This window comes from Cellulomonas pakistanensis (genome assembly GCF_016862755.1).
In the GTDB taxonomy this organism is placed as follows: Bacteria; Actinomycetota; Actinomycetes; order Actinomycetales; family Cellulomonadaceae; genus Cellulomonas; species Cellulomonas pakistanensis.
Genome location: NZ_BONO01000007.1, coordinates 61,661 through 77,377, shown reverse-complemented (window position 1 = coordinate 77,377; position 15,717 = coordinate 61,661). Strand labels below are relative to the sequence as shown.

The following is a 15,717-nucleotide window of genomic DNA, read 5'->3' as shown; positions in this document are numbered from 1 at the left end:
GGTGGCATGGGGCGCATGCCGCGTCGAGGGAGCCCGCACGCACCCGCACGCCCGGCCGCGGCCCGGCCGCCCGGCGGTCGGCTGTCCGCCGGCGTCGTCGAGGGCTTCTACGGCCCGCCGTGGCGGCACGACGAGCGGCTGGCGCTCCTCGCCGCGGCGCCCGCGCTCGGGCTGGACACGTACCTGTACGCGCCCAAGGACGACCCCTGGCACCGCGAGCGCTGGCGGGAGCCGTACCCGGACGCGGAGCTGGCCCGGCTCGGCGAGCTCGCCGCGCGGGCCGCCGCGGCAGGGGTCGCGTTCGTGTGGTCCGTCGCCCCGGGGCTGTCCATGCGGTACTCCGACGACGAGGAGCACGCGGCGCTCGCGGCCAAGGCGGCGCAGGTGCGGGCGGCCGGGGCGCACGACGTCTGGCTGCTGTTCGACGACGTGCCGTACGACCTGCCGCACCCGGAGGACGTGGCGCGGTACGGCCCGGGGCAGGCCGGCAGCGGGCGGGCGCACGGCGAGGCGGCCGCGCGGTTCGCGGCGGCGCTCGTCCCGCTCGGGCTCGACGGGCCGCTCACCGTGTGCCCCACCGACTACGCCGGCTGCGGGCGGTCGCCGTACCGGGACGCGCTCGCGGCCGCGCTGCCCGCCGACGCGCGGGTGCTGTGGACGGGCCGGGACATCGTGGTCGGCGAGGTCACGCGCGAGGACGTGCGCGCGGCGGCGGCCGCGTTCCGGCGGCGGCTGGTGCTGTGGGACAACTTCCCGGTCAACGACTTCGACCGCACGCGGCTGTTCCTGGGCCCGCTGACCGGCCGGCCCGCGGCCGTCGACGACCTGCCTCTCGACGGCGTCGTCGCGAACGCCATGGTCGAGGCGCTGCCCTCCCGGCTGCCGCTCGCGACCGTCGGTGCCTGGGCGCGGGACCCGGCGGGATACGACCCCGCGCGGGCGGCGGCCGACGCGGTCGATGCCGTCGCGGGCGACCGGGCGGCGCTGGTGCGGCCGCTCGTGCGGGCGTGCGCGGGGTGGCCCCCGGACGCCCCGCGCGACGACGGGCTGACCGGGGCGCTGGTCGCCGCCGCGACGGGGGACGCCGGGGCGCTCGCCGAGGTCGAGGGGCGGATGCGGGAGCTCGCCGCGTGCGCGGCAGCGGGCCGCGCCACGGCGGGCGCGGGCGGGCCCGACGCGCTCGTCGCGGCGCTCCGCCCGTGGCTCGTGGCCGCCGGGCACGCCGGCGCCGCGGGGCTCGCGGCGTGCGCCCTGCTGCGCGGGACGGGCGACCCGGGGGCCGCACGCGCGGCGCTGGACGCGGTCGAGACCGACTTCCCCGACGTGCTGCGCGCCGACGTCGCGCGGTTCGTGCGGGCCGCGCTGGCCGCGTCCGGCGCAGGCACGGGCCCCGACGCGGCGGCCGGCACCGGGCACCGCGCGGTGCTGCTGACCGGCGCCCGGCCGTCGGAGGGCGACCGCGCGACCGCGGGCTGGCTGCGGCTGCGCGGCCTGGACGTCCGCGTCGCGTCCGCCTGGCCGCCCCCGGGCCACGTCCCGGTCGACCTGGTCGTGCTGACGCCCGACGCGCCCGCGGCGGCGGCCGGGGCGCTGGCGTCCGCGGACGTGCCGGTGCTCGCCTGGGGCCGGCTCGTGACGCTCGGGGTGGCGACGACGTCTGGCGTGCTGCTCGACCGGGACCGCGTGGCGCTCGCCGGGGGCGGCGAGGTCGTCGTGCACCGGGGCGCCGGCCGGCTGACCTGGTGCGACCCGGTGCCGGGCGCCCGGGTGCTCGGCCGCGCACCCGAGCCGGAGCCGCGGCCGGTGCTCGTGGCGGTCCCGGCGGGGACGCCGCTGACCACCGGCGCGCCGGCGCCCGCCCCGCGCGCGGTGGCGTTCCTGACGGACGACGGCGCCGCGCGCTGGCTGCTCACGGACGCGGGCCGGTCCCTGCTGGACGACGCCCTGGCGGCCCTCCTGCCCCCGCGCCCCCTCGCGGTCCCCGCGCCCTGACCCGCCGCAGCCCCGCCGGCTGCGGACGCCCCTGCCGTCGAGCGTGCAGAAGACGCGGGGTTCATGGCCGGGAACCCCGCATCGTCTGCCACCTCGGCACGCTCCGAGGACGCGGAGGGAGCGGCGCGAGGCGAGCGCGCCCGGCGCCGAGCGGGGGTCAGCCCCGGTGCAGGCGCAGGGTCACGACCTGGAACGGGCCCAGGTCCAGCGCGATCGCGCCGTCCCCGGCGTCGGACAGCGGCGCGAGCGCCGCCACCTCCGGGTCCTCCCGCTCGAGCAGGTCGCGCACCGAGGCCCCGGCGCAGGGGAATCCCGGACGCACGACCGCCCGACCGCGCCCGCCGCGCGCCTCGTACAGCCGGACGACCACGTCGCCGGACCGGTCGTCGGCCAGCTTCACGGCCTCGACGACCGCGCCCTCGACCGCGACCAGCGGGTCGACCGGCCCGGCGCCGAGGACCCGGCGGGCCGGCAGGTTGATCCGGTACCCCTCGCGGACCGCCTCGTCGACGCCGGCGCCCGGCACCAGCGCGTACCGCATCGTGTGCCCGCCCTGGTCGGTCTCGGGGTCGGGATACCGCGGCGCCCGCACCAGCGACAGCCGGACGGTCGTCGCCCCGGCGGCCCGCGCGTCCCCCGGTCCGGGCCGCCCGACGTCGTGCCCGTAGGTCGAGTCGTTGACCAGCGCGACGCCGTAGCCGGGCTCGGCGACGTGCAGCCACCGGTGCGCGCAGATCTCGAACCGCGCGGCGTCCCACGACGTGTTCGTGTGCGTCGCCCGGTGCACGTGCCCGAACTGGGTCTCCGAGGTCGATCGCTCCGCGTGCACCGCCAGCGGGAACGCGGCCTTGAGCAGCGTCTCGCGCTCGTGCCAGTCGACGTCGAGCGCCAGGTCCACCCGCCGCTCGCCCGCGCCCAGCGCGATCGTCTGCAGGTAGACCGAGTCGCCGTCGTGCCGCGTGACCCGCACCGCGGGCCGCGCCGGGTCCGCCGCGTCGACGTCCAGGGCCGCCACCGAGCGGACCTCGCGGACCCGGTGCCGGTAGAACTCGTCCACGTCCCAGGCGTCGAACCGCACGGGCTGGTCCGGGTGCAGCTGCAGCACGTTGGCCGCGGCCCCGGGCGGCAGCACCTCGCGGTCGGCGACCAGGTCCCGGACCGCGCCGATCGTGCCGTCCGCGTCGACCCGCACCCGCAGCAGCCCGTTGTCCAGCACGACGGCGTCGCCCGCGCGGGACACCGCGACGGCGGCCTCGGCGCCCGACGCCACCCCCGCCGCCAGCGCCGGCACCCCGTCGCGCTCGTGGGGCGCGGCGTTCGCGAGCACCTCGACCTCCCCCGGGCCCGCCGCGGCGGCGAGCGACCCGGCGACCAGGGACTCGAGCTCACCCGCGAGGCGCCGGTAGGTGTCCCGGGCCTCGCGGTGCACCCAGGCGATGCTGCTGCCCGGCAGGATGTCGTGGAACTGCAGCAGCAGCGTGTCCTGCCACAGCCGGTCGAGCTGCTCGTACGGGTACGGCGCACCGGCGCGGACGGCGGCGGTCGCGGCCCACAGCTCGGCCTCGCGGAGCAGGTGCTCGGTGCGCCGGTTGCCCTGCTTCATCGCGAGCTGGCTGGTGTACGTGCCGCGGTGGAACTCGAGGTACATCTCCCCGGACCACACCGGCGCCTGCGGGTACTCGGCCTCGGCCCCGGCGAAGAACGCGGCCGGCGTCTCCACGACGACCCGCGGTGAGCCCTCCAGGTCCGTGACCCGGTGCGCCGTCTCCATCATCTCCCGGGTCGGGCCGCCGCCCCCGTCGCCGTAGCCGAACGGGAGGAGGCTGCGGTTCGCGGGCCCGGCGTCGGCGAAGTTCGCGACCCCGTAGGCGAGCTGCTCGCCGGACAGCTTGGCGCCGTAGGTGTCGGCGGGCGGGAAGTGCGTGAACACCCGCGACCCGTCGATGCCCTCCCACCAGAACGTGTGGTGCGGGAACCGGTTGGTGGTGTTCCACGACATCTTCTGCGACAGGAACCACCGCGCCCCCGCCAACCGCGCGAGCTGGGGGAAGGCGCCGGTGTAGCCGAAGGAGTCGGGCAGCCATACCTCGGGCTGCTCCTCGACGCCGAGCTCCCGCGCGAAGTACCGCCGCCCCTGGACGAGCTGCCGGGCCAGGGCCTCGCCGCCGGGCAGGTTCGTGTCCGACTCGACCCACATGCCGCCGACGGGGACGAACTGCCCGGACGCGACCTTCTCCCGGATGCGGGCGAACACGTGCGGGTGGTGCTCCTGCACCCAGGCGTACTGCTGGGCGGACGAGCAGGCGAACCGCAGGTCCGGGTACGCGTCGGCCAGGGAGGCGACGTTGGAGAACGTGCGGGCGCACTTGCGGATGGTCTCCCGCACCGGCCACATCCACGCCGAGTCGATGTGCGCGTGCCCGACGGCGGAGACCCGGTGCGCGCTGGGGGCGGCGGGGCTCGCGAGCAGGTCGGCGAGCTCGGCGCGCGCGGCAGCGGCCGTGCCCGGGACGTCCCGGACGTCCAGCGCGTCGACGGCGCGCTCCAGCCCCGCGCGGACGCGCTCGCGGCGCGGGTCGTTGACCGGGAGCTGCAGGGCGAGCTCGTGCAGCACCTGCACGTCGAGCGCGAGCGCCTGCACCTCCTCCTCCTCCAGCACGGCGACCTCCGCGCGGGCGAGCCGGTAGAGCAGCACGTCGGGCACGGTGTGCAGGTCGCCGAGGTCCGTCACGGGCGTGCCGCCGATCGACGGGTTCGCGGCCGCCTCGACGTACAGGTCGACGGGCTCGCCGCCGCGGGCGCGGTCGGTCACCGGGACGTGGAGGTTGCGCGGCTCGATCCCCTTCAGCGGGACGCCGTCCGGCGTGTACACGAGTCCCTCGGCCTCGAACCCGGGGCCGCCGGTGCGGAACCCGAGGTCGACCAGGACCTCGACCCGGCGGCCGGCCATCTCCGGCGGGACGACGCCGCGCAGGCGGAACCAGCTCGTGGACCAGGCCCGGCCCCACGGCTCACCGACGGTCGTCGGCGCGAACGACAGCCGGACCGCCTCGGCGAACGGCACGGGCTCGCCGGGGAGGTGGGCCACCGCGACCTCGAGCGGGGTGCGGTGGGTGTGGACCACCGGCAGCACCCGGTCCCGGAGGGTGCGGTCGATGCGGGCGGTGAGGTCGGACAGGGTGCGGTGCACGGCTCTCCTCAGCGGGTGCCGCCGCGGCCCCGGGCGCGCGCCCTTGGACGGACTGCGCGCTGACACCGTGCGACGCCGGACGGGTGTAGGAACGTTGCCACATTACGGGATGTGCGACTTCGCACACCAGGGGCGATCGACAGGGGAGGGCGACGTCGGGAACCGCGAGCCCGCGCGCCGCGCGAGAACCGCTTCTACCCTCGCAGGCGGGGGGAGCTGCACCGGCGACCCGCGGGCGGAGGCGAGGAGGCGCGGGGAGTGGACGTGACCATCGACCTGGGGCGGGCGGCGGAGCCGTCGGTCATCGCGGTCCGGGGCGACCTCGACGTGCACAGCGCGTCCGCGCTCCGCGAGGCGCTGCAGTGCCTGCTCGGCGCGGCCGGCGAGGAGCTCACGGTCGACGCGACCGCGGTGCGGGTCGTCGACGACGCCGGTCGCCGGACGCTGGAGAGCGTCGAGCGGTACTGCCGCGAGTTCGGCGGCCGGGTGCGGCTGCCGGCCTGACGCCGACCGCCCGCCGCCCGCGTCAGCGGGTGCGCAGCGCCGCGACCTGCGCGGCGGTCAGGCGCCGGTGCGGGACGCCGGCCAGCAGCAGCACGACCTGCGCCGCGGCCTCGAGCTCCTCGGCCAGGTCGAGCGCGCCCGCCAGGTGCACGCCGGCGACCACCGAGCCGTGGTTCGCCAGCAGCAGCGCGGGCGCGTCCGCCGCCAGCGCGGCGACCCCGGTCGCGAGCTCCGCCGAGCCCGGCAGCGCGTACGGGGCGACGGGCAGGTCCCCGAGCCGCATCACCTGGTACGGCGTCACCGCGGGCAGCGGGCCCGTCGCGGTCTCCCGCGGCGGTGCGGCGGGCTCGAGGCAGGAGGCCGCCACCGCCGCGGGGGAGTGCAGGTGCACGACGGCGGTCGCGCTCGGCCGGGCGGCGTACACGGCCCGGTGCAGCGGCAGCTCCTTGGACGGCACGGGCCGGCCACCCGGGTCGCCGGCCGGGGGCGCGGCCGGGTCGACGGGCACGACCGCCAGGTCCGCGGGCTCGACGCGGGACAGGCTCGACCCGGTCGGCGTGATCAGCAGCCGCGACCCCGACCGGACGCTCACGTTCCCCGAGCCCCCGGGCGACAGCCCGCGGTCGGCGAGGTGCCGGCACGCCGCGACCAGGGCCTCGCGGGCGTCGTCGCTCACGGGCAGGCCTCCCACGCCGTCGTGAACAGGTCGGGGCCGCCGAAGTTGCCCGACTTCAGCAGCACCGCCACGGCGGGCCCGTCGACCGGCACCATCCACGGCACGCCCGGCGCCGCCGCCGGACCCACCTGCAGCACCCCGAGACCGAGCGCCGCCGCGACCGCGCCCGACGTCTCGCCGCCCGCGACCAGCAGCCGCCCGACGCCGAGGTCCCGCACCGCGCGCGCGGCGACCTCCCCGGCGGCGCGCTCCAGGACCTCGGCGGCGCGGCCGACCCCGAGGCGCTCCTGGGTGCCGCGCACCGCGTCCGGGTCGGCGGAGGAGGAGACGAGCACCGGGCCGGGGCCGTCGCCGAACGCCGACGCCAGAGCGCCGAGCGCCGCGTCGAGCGCCCCGCCGGGATCGGCCGCGAGGGCGATGGCGTCGAGCGCGACCCGTGGGCCGGGGAACCGGGCGACCTGCTCGAGGGTGCGCCCCGAGCAGGAGCCGGACACGATCAGCGCCCGCCCGCCGGCGCTCCGGGGCGCGCGGACCTCGTCTCCCGCCGCCCCGGCCCGCGGCCAGGCGCGGGCCAGGGCCGCGGCCAGACCGGCGGCACCGCCGAGCAGCACCGGGCCCCCCGGACCCGGCCCGGACCGGCCGCCCGCGCCGGCCCCGACGAGCCGCGCCAGCGCGTCCAGGTCGTCGTCCGTGAGCGCGTCCGCCAGCACGTGCCGGGCGCCGCCGCCGACGACCCGCGCCAGCGCCCCCGCCGGGTCCGGCCCGCGCAGCGCGGCCCACGGCAGCAGCGCCACCCCGCGCGGCGTCTGCCGCCCGAGGACCCGCACCAGGTCCGGGTCGGTCATCGGGGTCAGCGGGTGGTGCCGCAGCGACGACTCGGACAGCAGCCGGTCGCCGACGAACAGGTGCCCCTGGTACTGCGTCCGCCCGGCGCGGGGCGTCGCGGGCGTGCCGACGGACACGGCGCCGGTGCCCAGGAGGTCGAGCAGGGCGTCGGCGACGGGGCCGATCGTGCCCTCGTCGGTGGAGTCGAAGGTGGAGCAGTACTTCTGGTAGATCGCCGCCGCGCCCCGGGACAGCAGCCAGCGCGCGGCGGCGAGGGACTCCGCGACGGCCCGCGGCGCGGGCGCGGTGCGGGTCCGCAGCGCCACGACGGCGGCGTCGCACGGCGGCAGGTCGACGTCGGGCCCCGGGGCGCCCAGCACGACGACGGCGGAGCGCCCGGCGTCCCGGACGGCGTCGGCCAGGTCGCACGCGCCGGTGACGTCGTCGGCGACGACGCCCAGCCGGGGCCCGGTCACGGCACCGCGCTGCCCGGCACCCGGCGGGCGGCGAGGTCCGGTGCCGCGGCCCCGGCGGGCTCGGGCGTCCCCGGCTCCGCGGCTCGGGCGACCACCACGCGCTCGCACCGCTCCCGCAGCATCGCGAGCTGCGCCGGGGTGACCTGGTCGTCGACGACCACGGCGTGGGCCTCGTCGAGCCCGAGGACGCGCATGGGCGCGCGGGCCTCGAGCTTGCGGTGGTCGAGCAGCAGGACGACGCGGTCGGCGATCGCCGCCATGGCGCGCTTGGTGTCGGCGTCCCACGGGTCGGCGGAGTACGCGCCGCCCGGGCCGGCGGCGGTGGCGGACAGCACCGCGACGTCGACGGCCAGGTCGGCCAGCCCGGCGCGGGTGGCGGGGCCCGCGAACGACCGGGTGGCCCGGTGGAACGTGCCGCCGAGCGCCACCACCTCCAGGTCGTCGCGGCCGGTGCACGCGGTGATGACGGGGACGGAGTGCGTGACGACCGTCAGGCCCTGCGGCAGGCGGCGCGCGAGCGTCGCGACGGTCGTGCCCGCGTCGAGCGCGACCACCCCGGCGTCCTCGAGCAGCGGCAGGGCGGCCCGGGCGATCGCGTCCTTCTCGCGGGCCGCCTCCGTGCGCCGGAGCTCGAACGGCGGGGCCGCGCTGCCGTCGACCAGCGAGGCGCCCCCGACCACGCGCCGCACCCGGCCCTCGGCGGCGAGCTGCCCGAGGTCGCGGCGGATGGTCATCTCGGAGACGCCGAGCTCGGCCGCGGCGGTGCTGGACGAGACGTAGCCGGACTCCTCGAGCCGGCGCAGCAGCTCGTCCCGGCGGCGGGGGGCGGCGGTGTAGCGCACGGACGTCATCCAACGAGCCGCCCCGCCGGTTGTCAACAGCCGCACACGGTTGACCGATCTGTTCGACACCGCACAGACTGGCCTCCGTGAGCCGCCTGCTCGGCCTCGGCATCGACGTCGGGACCACGAACACCAAGGTCGCGCTCGTCGCCGCGCCGCAGTCGGCCGCCGACGGGGCCGTCGACCTGCTCGCGGTGGCCTCGGCCCCCACGCCCGAGCCGGCGGCGCTCGACCGCGTCCTGCGCGAGCTGACCGTGCGCGCCCTGGCCGCCGCGGGCCGGTCCACCGGCGTCCGCCGCCCCGTGCCGCTCGCCGTCGGCGCGGCGTCGATGGCCGAGACCGGCGTCCCGCTCGACGCCGACGGACGCGCGCTCGGCCGGTGGGTGCGCTGGGACGGGCACCGCGCCGCCGCGGAGGCCGCCGGGCTCGCCGACCGGCTGGGCGCCACCGCGCTGTTCGAGGCGACCGGCGTGCGGCCGAGCGCCAAGGTGCCGCTCGCGACGCTCGCCTGGCTCGCCGCCCACGACCCGGAGCGGCGCGCGGCGCTGGCGCGCTGGGCGGGCGTCGCCGACCTCGTCGCGCTGCGGATGACCGGCGACCTCGTCACCGACCACACGCTGGCCGGCCGGTCGATGGCGTACCGGCTCCCGCCCGCCGGCGCGGATCTGCCCTCGGCGTTCGACGCGGACCTGCTGGCGGAGGTCGGCCTCGAGCCGGCGCACCTGCCGCGGGTCGCCGCCCCGGACGCCCTCGCCGGGAGCGTGCGGCCGGGTCCCTGGGTGGCCGCGGGGCTGCGGGCCGGCACCCCCGTGTCCGTCGCGGGGCACGACCACGCCGTCGGCGCCTGGGCGGCGGGCGTGCGGGACCGGGGCCACGTCGCCGACTCGATCGGCACCGCCGAGGCGCTGTGCGCCGTCCTCGCGGCGGATCCGGTGCGCGCCGACGTCGCCCGCGCCGGCATGAGCCTGGTCCGGACGGTCACCGGCAGGCCGGCGCTGCTCGCCGGGTCGTCGAGCGCCGGGGCCATGGTCCGCTGGTGGCTCGAGCACGAGGCCGGCGGCCGGTCCGCGGACGACCTGTTCGCGGCCGTCGCCGCGCTGCCCCGCGACCAGCGCGCCGCGGACGCGGTCGTCCTGCCGTACGTGTCGGGGCGGCAGACGCCCGACCCCGACCCCGCCGCCCGGGCCCGGGTGCTCGGCCGCGGCGCGCACGGCACGGTGCCGCTGACCGCCGCGATGCTCGACGGGCTCGCCCTGCACGCGCGGTGGATGCTGGACGCGCAGCTCGCGCTGGGCGCCGCCGCGGACCCGGGCCTGCGGCCCGAGCGGCTCCTCGTGCTCGGCGGGCCGGCGACCCGGAACGCCGCCTGGATGCGCGCCAAGTCCGAGCTCGGCCCCGTCCCGCTGCGCGTGGTCGGCTGCGCCGAGCCCGTCGCGGCCGGCGCCGCGCTGATCGCCCTGCACCGGACCGGGCTGCTCGATCCGGACGACCCGCCGGTGCTGCCGGTCCTGCCCGGGCTGCCGGACGGCGCGCCGCTGCCGGCGCCGCGCGCCGACGCGGAGGACGCGCTGGCCCGGTTCGTCCGCGCGGCCCGCGACCCCGACCCCGCGGCGCGCGGCGCCCGCGACCCCGACCCCCTCGCACCGACTCCCGGAGGCCACCCGTGACCGCACCGACGCTCGACGCCATCGCCCGCCCGTCCGGCGCGCTCGCGATGGTCGCCATGGACCAGCGCGAGAGCCTCCGCACGATGTTCGACCAGGCGGGCGCCGGCCGGGTGGCCGACGAGCGCCTGGTGGCGTTCAAGCTCGACGTCGCCCGCGCCCTGGGCCCGCTGGCGTCGGGCTTCCTGATCGACCGGGAGTACGGCGCCGAGCGCGCCGCCCCGCTGCTGCCGCCGTCCTGCGGGCTGATCCTCGCCGCCGACGCCCTGGAGCAGGAGCCCGGTGGCCCGGTCGAGGAGACGGCGCTGGACGAGGTGGTCGTCGCGCCGGACGCCGACCTGCACGGCGCGGTCGCGATCAAGCTCCTGGTCATCTGGCGCCGGGACGCGCGCCGCGAGCGGCGGGTGGAGCTGGCGCGCCGGTTCGTCGAGGCCGCGCGCAGCCGAGGCGTGCTGTCGGTCCTGGAGCCGGTGGTCCGGGCCACGCCGGAGGAGACCGCCGCCGGCACCTGGGACCAGGAGGCCGCGATCGCGGAGGCCGCGCGCGAGCTGTCGCCGCTCGGCCCGAGCCTGTACAAGGTGCAGGTCCCGCTCGGCGGCCGCGCCGGGGCCGCCGAGCTGGAGCGGGCGTGCGCGACGCTCGGCGAGGCGATCACCGGCCCGTGGGTCGTGCTGTCGCAGGGCGTGGACCGCGACGACTTCGCGGGTGCGGTCCGGGCGGCCTGCCGCGGCGGCGCCAGCGGGTTCCTGGCCGGCCGGGCGCTGTGGAGCGACGTCGTCGGCCGACCGGACGTGCCCGCCGCGCTCGCCGAGGTGTCGGTGCCGCGGCTCGAGCGCCTGGTCGAGCTGGTGGACGCGGAGGCCCGGCCGTGGACCGCGGCGTGACCGCCGCCCCGGGCGGCACCGCGGGGCTGCTGCACACGGTCCCCGCGCTGGCCGCCCGGTTCGACGCGGACCTCGACGCGGCCGCACCGGGCGTGCGCCGCGTCCACGTGGTCGACGGGTGGCTGCTCGCCACCGCCGTCGCGGCGGGCGTGACCCCCGAGGTCGAGGCGGCGGTGCTCGCGCACGTGCGGCACCTCGCCGACGCGGGCGCCGACGCGGTCCTGGTCACCTGCTCGTCGATCGGCGAGGCCGCCGAGGCCGCGGGCGCGCGGGTGGCCGTCCCGGTGCTCCGGGTCGACGCCGCGATGGCCGGCGAGGCGGTCCGGCTCGCAGCGGCGCCGGGCGCGCGCGGCCGGGTCGCCGTGCTGGCGACCCTGGCCTCCACGCTGGGCCCGACGGGCCGCCTGGTCGAGCGCGCGGCCCTGGACGCCGGCGCGGACGTCGCCGTCGACGCCCGGGTGGTCGAGGGCGCCGCCGCGGTGCGGGACGCCGGCGACGGGGACCGGGCCGACGACCTGGTCGCGCGGGCGGTGGCGCAGGCCGCGGCCGACGCCGACGCCGTGGTGCTCGCCCAGGCGTCGATGGCGGGCGCCGCCGCCCGCGCGCACGCCTCCGTCCCGGTGCTGACCTCGCCCCCCGGCGGGGTGGCCGCCCTGGCAGGCGCGCTGGTCCGTGGCGCGGACGGCGGCCCCCGGTGACCGCCGACGACCGCGGCGTGCACCTGCTCGCCTACACCGAGCGGCTCGGCGGCGACCTCGCGGGCGTGCGTGCGCTGCTCCGCGAGGGGCCGCTGGCGGTGTTCACCGGCGTGCACCTGCTGCCGTTCTTCGTGCCCTTCGACGGCGACGACGCGGGGTTCGACCCCGTGGACCACGCCACCGTCGACCCGCGGCTCGGCACGTGGGACGACGTCCGCGCGCTCGCCGCCGACGGTGCGCACGTGACCGCGGACCTGATCGTCAACCACGTGTCGGCGGACTCGGCCGAGTTCCGCGACTGGCTGACCCGCGGCGCGGAGTCACCCGCCGACGGGATGTTCCTCACCTACGACGCCGTCTTCCCCGACGGCGCCGGGGAGGCGGAGATCACGGCGTTCTACCGCCCGCGGCTCGGCCTGCCGTTCACGCCCTACCAGCGGGCGGACGGCACGCGGCGGCTGGTGTGGACGACGTTCATGCCGACGCAGGTCGACCTCGACGTGCACCACCCCGCTGCGCGCGCCTACCTCCGCCGGACGCTGCGGACGCTCGCGGACGGCGGGGTGTCGACGGTCCGGCTGGACGCGGTCGGCTACGCCGTGAAGACGCCCGGCACCGACTCGTTCATGACCGCGCGGACGCTGGCCTTCGTCGAGGAGATCACCGCTCTCGCGCGCGCCGAGGGGCTGCAGGTGCTCGTCGAGGTGCACGCGCACCACACCCAGCAGGCGGCGATCGCCCCGCTGGTCGACCTGGTCTACGACTTCGCCCTGCCGCCGCTGCTGCTGCACGGCCTGGCGACGGGCGAGGTGGCGCGGCTGGCGCACTGGCTGACGATCCGGCCGCGCAACGCGATCACCGTCCTCGACACGCACGACGGCATCGGGGTCATCGACGCGGGCCCGTCCGGCGACCGCCCCGGCCTGCTGTCGACCGAGGAGATGGCGGCGGTGTTCGCCGAGGCCGAGCGCCGGACCGCGGGCCGCTCGGCGCTCGCGTCCACCACGCCGGCCTGGGCAGCCATGCCGCACCAGATCAACGCGACGTTCTTCTCGGTGCTCGGCGAGGACCCGGTGGCCTACCTGCTCGCCCGGGCGGTCCAGCTGTTCGTGCCCGGCCGCCCGCAGCTCTACTACGTCGGCCTGCTCGCCGGTACGGACGACATGGACCGGTTCGCCCGTACCGGGCAGGGGCGCGAGGTGAACCGGCACGCCTACGACGCCGCCGAGCTGGCAGCGGCGCTCGCGGGCGAGGTGACCCGGGCGCAGCTCGGGCTGGTCGCCCTGCGCACGCGGCACCCCGCGTTCGGCGGCACGTTCGCCGCGCGGGAGGCCGGCCCGGGCCGGCTCGTGCTCGGCTGGGACGACGGCGCCGGGGCCTCCGCGGTGCTGACCGTCGACCTGGCGCCGGACGCGCCGGCGTTCGCGATCGAGGTGGCCGGCGGGCCGGAGGGTGCTGCGCGGTACGGATCCGTGGTGGACCTGGCCGCGCTCGCGGACGGCGGGGCGGCGGCGCGGTGACGCGGTGCGTCGTGCCGGCCGGCGCGACGCCCGTCACGCCGCGCGCACGCCCACCAGCCGCTCGGACGTCTCCCACACCCGCCGCGCCTCGCCGGCGTCCCGCAGCGACCGGTACAGCCGCTGCTCCGCCGGCGCGCCGCCGATGTGCCCCGGGCCGCGCGGCCCGTACAGCCGCCCGCCCTCCGCGTCGGGCGCGGTCGCCGCCAGCAGCGCCGGCAGCCCCGCCGTGCGGGGCGTCCCCGCGACGCCCCACGCCGACAGCCGCCGGATCAGCCGGACCTCGCGCGTGTCCTCGGCCCGGCCGACCTCGGGTCGCGCGGCGAGCAGGCTCGTCGGCGCGACGCCCGGGTGGGACAGCACGCTGGTGATCCCCCAGCCGGCGGCGTCGCTGCGCCGGGCCAGCTCCATCCCGAACAGGCCGTACGCGATCTTCGACGACCGGTACGCCGCCATCCCGTCGTACGACCGCTCCCAGCTCAGGTCCTCCCAGTGCACCCGGCCCCGCGCGGCGGCGACGCTGATCTGGGACACGACCCGGGCGCGGCCGGCGCGCAGCAGCGGGAGCAGGTGCAGGACCAGGGCGGCGTGCCCGAGGTGGTTGGTGCCCAGCTGGAGCTCGAACCCGTCGGCGGTCGTCCGCCGGTCGGGCGGCGTCATGACGCCGGCGTTGCCGACCAGCAGGTGCACCGGGCGGTCCTCGTCGAGCAGGGTCCGGCCGAGCGCCGCGACCGAGTCGAGCGACGACAGGTCCAGGGCGCGCAGGGACACGTCCGCTCCCGGGACCGCCGCGCGGATCGAGGCCAGGGCCGCCTCGCCCTTGTGCGGGTTGCGGACGGGCAGGACGACCTCGGCGCCGACGGCGGCGAGCCGGGTGGCGATGCCGAGGCCGATGCCGTCGCTGCCGCCGGTGATGACGGCGCGGCGGCCGGACTGGTCGGGGACGGTGATGTCGATCTCGCGGGACATGGTCGCTCCTCGGAGGTGGTGGTGACGTGCTCCCACCGTCGGGGCTCCGGCCGCGCGCATCCAGGACGCGCCCAGCCGCGGATCGGCAGGCCGTGGCTCCGCAGCGGCGCGCACGGTAGGAACGACGCCGGGGCCGGGCGCACGCGCCGGCCGGGATCGCGGGAGGCGGCGCATGGAGATCGACCGGGCGGGGCTCGCGGAGTTCCTCCGCCGGCGGCGCGAGGCGCTGCAGCCCGAGGACGTCGGCCTGCCGCGCGGCCCGCGGCGGCGCACGGAGGGCCTGCGCCGCGAGGAGGTCGCCGTGCTCTGCCACATGTCGACCGACTACTACGCGCGCCTGGAGCGCGAGCGCGGGCCGCAGCCGTCCGAGCAGATGATCGCGTCGATCGCGCAGGGGCTGCACCTGTCGCTCGGCGAGCGGGACCACCTGTTCCGGCTGGCCGGGCACCACCCGCCCACCCGGGGCGCCAGCGGTGAGCACGTGGGGCCCGGGCTGCTGCGGATCCTCGACCGGCTGCAGGACACCCCGGCCGAGGTCGTCACCGAGACCGGCGAGACGCTGCGCCAGACCCCCGCGGGCGTCGCGCTGACCGGCGACACGACGCGGTTCACCGGGCCGTCGCGCAGCCTCGGCTACCGGTGGTTCGCGGACCCCGGAGCGCGGGCACGGTACGAGCCGGAGGACCACGCGTTCCTGTCCCGGCTGTACGCGTCCGGCCTCCGCGAGGTGCTGACCCGGCGCGGGCCCGGCTCCCGTGCCGCGCGGTACGCCGAGCTCCTGCTCGAGCGGAGCACCGAGTTCCGCGAGCTGTGGGAGCGGCACGAGGTCGGCCTCCGGCCCCGGCCGACGAAGCGGTTCGTGCACCCCGAGGTGGGCCCGCTGGAGCTGAGCTGCCAGACGCTCGTCGACCCGGAGCAGTCGCACCTGCTGCTCGTCTACACGGCGGTGCCGGGCAGCGCGAGCGCGGAGGCGCTGCGGCTGCTGGCGGTGGTGGGGCGGCAGCGGCTGGGCGCCACGGCGCCCTGAGCGGGCCGGGCCGGCGGGGTCAGCCGCCGAGGCACTCGTCGCTGTCGCCCCCGCTGCGGCAGGGGTGGTACTCGGGTCCCGGGGGCGGGCGGCACCTGGTCCACCGCCCATCGGTCCTGCGGGACGGCGAAGACGAACGCGGCCGCGAGGCCGACTGCGAGAAGCACGAGGCCGAGGGCGGTCGCCCCGCGGTGCTCCCCGACCACCGCCGCCCCCGTCCCGGCCAGCAGCAGGGCGACGCACGCGATCGCCGTGACGAGGTACCGGGTCCCGTCCGCGGGTGTGACGGTGACGGGGGCGCCGGGTGCGTGCCGTCCCGGTCGTCGTCGAGCCGTGCCTCCGCCATCGCGCCCCCTCGTCGGTCGTCGTGCCGAGTGTGGCAGCGCCGGGTGCGCCGGCGGGGGGCGGTCCGGCGCCGGATCCGTCGTCGCACGTCGGGCGGACGTGCGTTGA

At 78.9% G+C, this 15,717-nt stretch carries 12 protein-coding genes; 7 read left to right on the top strand and 5 right to left on the bottom strand.

What is annotated here, in order from left to right:
• Positions 1–15: 15 nt before the first annotated feature.
• Positions 16–1,992, top strand: a complete 1,977-nt coding sequence (locus Cpa01nite_RS06385) for a beta-N-acetylglucosaminidase domain-containing protein (protein WP_203667910.1) — start codon at positions 16–18, stop codon at positions 1,990–1,992.
• A gap of 157 nt (positions 1,993–2,149) precedes the next feature.
• On the opposite strand, the gene Cpa01nite_RS06380 is transcribed toward Cpa01nite_RS06385, so the two are convergent.
• Complete coding sequence (locus tag Cpa01nite_RS06380; protein WP_203667909.1) at positions 2,150–5,182, bottom strand: alpha-mannosidase; 3,033 nt, start codon at positions 5,180–5,182, stop codon at positions 2,150–2,152.
• 264 nt (positions 5,183–5,446) lie between these two features.
• Here Cpa01nite_RS06380 and Cpa01nite_RS06375 point away from each other — a divergent pair, with 264 nt between their 5' ends.
• Positions 5,447–5,686 carry an STAS domain-containing protein gene (locus tag Cpa01nite_RS06375; RefSeq protein ID WP_203667908.1) on the top strand — a complete coding sequence of 80 codons (240 nt, stop codon included), beginning with the start codon at positions 5,447–5,449 and terminating at the stop codon, positions 5,684–5,686.
• A 22-nt stretch (positions 5,687–5,708) separates the two neighbouring features.
• Here Cpa01nite_RS06375 and Cpa01nite_RS06370 read toward each other — a convergent pair whose 3' ends face one another.
• Genes Cpa01nite_RS06370 through Cpa01nite_RS06360 form a run of 3 tightly spaced genes read right to left on the bottom strand, consistent with a single transcriptional unit; the run spans position 5,709 to position 8,514 of the window.
• Positions 5,709–6,362: a class II aldolase/adducin family protein gene (locus Cpa01nite_RS06370; protein WP_239068579.1), complete on the bottom strand. Its 654-nt coding sequence runs from the start codon at positions 6,360–6,362 to the stop codon at positions 5,709–5,711.
• Positions 6,359–7,663, bottom strand: coding sequence for a 3-oxo-tetronate kinase (gene otnK / locus Cpa01nite_RS06365; RefSeq protein WP_203667907.1), 1,305 nt, complete (start codon positions 7,661–7,663; stop codon positions 6,359–6,361). Before otnK ends, Cpa01nite_RS06370 begins: the two co-directional genes overlap by 4 nt.
• Entirely contained in the window at positions 7,660–8,514 is an 855-nt protein-coding gene (locus tag Cpa01nite_RS06360) for a DeoR/GlpR family DNA-binding transcription regulator (RefSeq protein ID WP_203667906.1), read from the bottom strand. Before Cpa01nite_RS06360 ends, otnK begins: the two co-directional genes overlap by 4 nt.
• Before the next feature lie 77 nt (positions 8,515–8,591).
• Between Cpa01nite_RS06360 and Cpa01nite_RS06355 the strand changes: the two genes are divergently transcribed.
• Genes Cpa01nite_RS06355 through Cpa01nite_RS06340 form a run of 4 tightly spaced genes read left to right on the top strand, consistent with a single transcriptional unit; the run spans position 8,592 to position 13,271 of the window.
• Complete coding sequence (locus tag Cpa01nite_RS06355; protein WP_239068578.1) at positions 8,592–10,172, top strand: FGGY-family carbohydrate kinase; 1,581 nt, start codon at positions 8,592–8,594, stop codon at positions 10,170–10,172.
• Positions 10,169–11,053 carry a hypothetical protein gene (locus tag Cpa01nite_RS06350; RefSeq protein WP_239068577.1) on the top strand — a complete coding sequence of 295 codons (885 nt, stop codon included), beginning with the start codon at positions 10,169–10,171 and terminating at the stop codon, positions 11,051–11,053. The genes Cpa01nite_RS06355 and Cpa01nite_RS06350 overlap by 4 nt, the downstream gene beginning before the upstream one ends.
• Positions 11,050–11,751 carry an aspartate/glutamate racemase family protein gene (locus Cpa01nite_RS06345; RefSeq protein WP_203667905.1) on the top strand — a complete coding sequence of 234 codons (702 nt, stop codon included), beginning with the start codon at positions 11,050–11,052 and terminating at the stop codon, positions 11,749–11,751. The genes Cpa01nite_RS06350 and Cpa01nite_RS06345 overlap by 4 nt, the downstream gene beginning before the upstream one ends.
• Positions 11,748–13,271: an alpha-amylase family glycosyl hydrolase gene (locus Cpa01nite_RS06340; protein WP_203667904.1), complete on the top strand. Its 1,524-nt coding sequence runs from the start codon at positions 11,748–11,750 to the stop codon at positions 13,269–13,271. The genes Cpa01nite_RS06345 and Cpa01nite_RS06340 overlap by 4 nt, the downstream gene beginning before the upstream one ends.
• A gap of 33 nt (positions 13,272–13,304) precedes the next feature.
• On the opposite strand, the gene Cpa01nite_RS06335 is transcribed toward Cpa01nite_RS06340, so the two are convergent.
• Positions 13,305–14,237: an SDR family oxidoreductase gene (locus Cpa01nite_RS06335; RefSeq protein WP_203667903.1), complete on the bottom strand. Its 933-nt coding sequence runs from the start codon at positions 14,235–14,237 to the stop codon at positions 13,305–13,307.
• A gap of 172 nt (positions 14,238–14,409) precedes the next feature.
• Between Cpa01nite_RS06335 and Cpa01nite_RS06330 the strand changes: the two genes are divergently transcribed.
• Positions 14,410–15,264 (top strand): helix-turn-helix transcriptional regulator, encoded by an 855-nt coding sequence (locus Cpa01nite_RS06330; protein ID WP_203667902.1) that lies wholly within the window; start codon positions 14,410–14,412, stop codon positions 15,262–15,264.
• Positions 15,265–15,717: the final 453 nt, after the last annotated feature.

What these genes read in the sequence shown, in the direction of transcription:
- Cpa01nite_RS06385 (WP_203667910.1), top strand. Translation starts at nt 16, where the DNA reads ATGCCGCGTCGAGGGAGCCCGCACGCACCCGCACGCCCGGCCGCGGCC.
- Cpa01nite_RS06360 (WP_203667906.1), bottom strand. Translation starts at nt 8,514, where the DNA reads ATGACGTCCGTGCGCTACACCGCCGCCCCCCGCCGCCGGGACGAGCTG.
- Cpa01nite_RS06335 (WP_203667903.1), bottom strand. Translation starts at nt 14,237, where the DNA reads ATGTCCCGCGAGATCGACATCACCGTCCCCGACCAGTCCGGCCGCCGC.
- Cpa01nite_RS06330 (WP_203667902.1), top strand. Translation starts at nt 14,410, where the DNA reads ATGGAGATCGACCGGGCGGGGCTCGCGGAGTTCCTCCGCCGGCGGCGC.